The sequence below is a fragment of the Mesorhizobium sp. M7A.F.Ca.MR.148.00.0.0 genome (assembly GCF_003997735.1).
Lineage (GTDB): Bacteria > Pseudomonadota > Alphaproteobacteria > Rhizobiales > Rhizobiaceae > Mesorhizobium.
In genome coordinates this window covers 6,296-7,830 of the sequence record NZ_RZTB01000126.1, presented here as the reverse complement: position 1 = coordinate 7,830, position 1,535 = coordinate 6,296, and the positions used below count along the sequence as shown (strand labels likewise).

Here is a 1,535-nt window from a genome sequence, read left to right as displayed (position 1 = left end):
CCGCGACGCATTCGGCGCTATCCTCGGCCCCTCGTTTCAGCTTGGAACCGACGCGGCGCAATTGCTGGGCGTCGGCGGCCGCACGCTATCTACGCTGACCGATGGAGATCCGTCGACCAGTCCCGACCTGGCGCCGGCCGACATCGACCGGGCAACAAAGATGATCCCGTTCCTGACGCTGCCTTACTGGCGGTGGATCATTGAGGGTGGGTTTGGTCTGGAAGATGCCGGCGTGAAGCAGCAGCTGCACAAGATGGTGCAGTAGGCATCACTGCTCGCAACTGTCGAGGACGCTAGCGCCCTTGGAACATTCGGACCCTTCGCCCCACTTGGTCGGCATGATGCCGGTGGCGGCTGAGATCAAGACACCGACCATCGCGACCAGGAAGACAGCAAGGGTGTAGTTGCCCCAGTTGAATTCCGTGATCGACCACCAAAGCAATTTCGGTCGCGACGGCTTCGGTCCGTACTGGCTCATTGGCTCGGCCTTCTGCATGGCCGCGAACTAAATCTGCAAATTTGTGTCTTTTCAAGCCTCGCCCTGGCGGGAACCTCAACGGAGAACACCATATGGGCCAGCCCGCAACCGCCGCAGTTCGGCTTTTGACTGGTGAACGCGAGCCGGTGCGCCTTGCCACCACGGCGAACATCGCCACGGTGCAGGTTAATGGCGTGTCTCGCCTCATGGGCCTTAAAACCATCGACGGGGTCCTAACGGCGGTGGGCGATCGAGTGTTGGTCAAAGACCAGACCGACGCGCGGATCAATGGCATCTACACGGCAAGCGAGGGCTATTGGTATCGCGCGGCTGATGCGCAGTCGTCGCGCACCATGCAGAGAGGAACCACGGTCCACGTCCAGAACGGTACGGCAAATGCGAGCAAGGTATTCGCATTCCAGACCGACAATCCCCGGATTGGGACCGACAATATCACCATTAGCTTCTACCTTTCCGACGATGCAGTCGGCGATCTCAGAGAGGCCGCACAAGCGATTATTGATCTTGTCACCGGCGCTATGACAACGGTGATCGATCCGCAGTTTTCGACAAAGGCAACGGCCGAAGCCTTCTCGCCTGCTGTCGCGCCCAACTACATCCGAACGGCGTTTTACGACAGCAACCAGGTACCTGGCAGCGGTGCGGTCTACCGCAAGAACGGAACCGCTGCCGGCGACCTCGTGATTACGTTGGTCGGTGGCACTCTGGCCGGCTACACACTGGCCTCAAGCCCGGTTACCGCATCCATGCTTGGCGCCCGCGCCGGTGTGAATGCCACTGCCGCTATCAACGCTCTGCTGACCGGCAGCTATCCCCATGTCCTGATCGATGGCGCATATCAGACGGACGGGAACCACGTGATCTCGACTGCGAAAAAGCGCGTCGAATGTCTCGGTGGATCGTCACTTACTTTGCGCGCGCCATCCGGAACGGTTCCTGCCCACTATCCCGTGATCGATATCGCGGCTGACGACGTACAAATCGACGGTGACCTGACCATCGATGGCGGCTCTCATGTCGGCTATCAGAATTCGAT

Annotated in this window: 3 protein-coding genes; 2 read left to right on the top strand and 1 reads right to left on the bottom strand. The window is 59.8% G+C overall.

The window, feature by feature from the left end:
- The coding region (locus EOB49_RS28705; protein WP_206526153.1) for a hypothetical protein at positions 1-265 on the top strand (265 nt) is incomplete at its 5' end.
- Between the two features lie 3 nt (positions 266-268).
- Here EOB49_RS28705 and EOB49_RS28700 read toward each other — a convergent pair.
- A complete protein-coding gene (locus EOB49_RS28700) occupies positions 269-478 on the bottom strand; it encodes a hypothetical protein (RefSeq protein ID WP_127382960.1) in 210 nt (69 codons plus the stop codon).
- 92 nt (positions 479-570) lie between these two features.
- Between EOB49_RS28700 and EOB49_RS36605 the strand changes: the two genes are divergently transcribed.
- A partial coding sequence (locus EOB49_RS36605) for a hypothetical protein (protein WP_206526152.1) occupies positions 571-1,535 on the top strand: 965 nt, incomplete at its 3' end.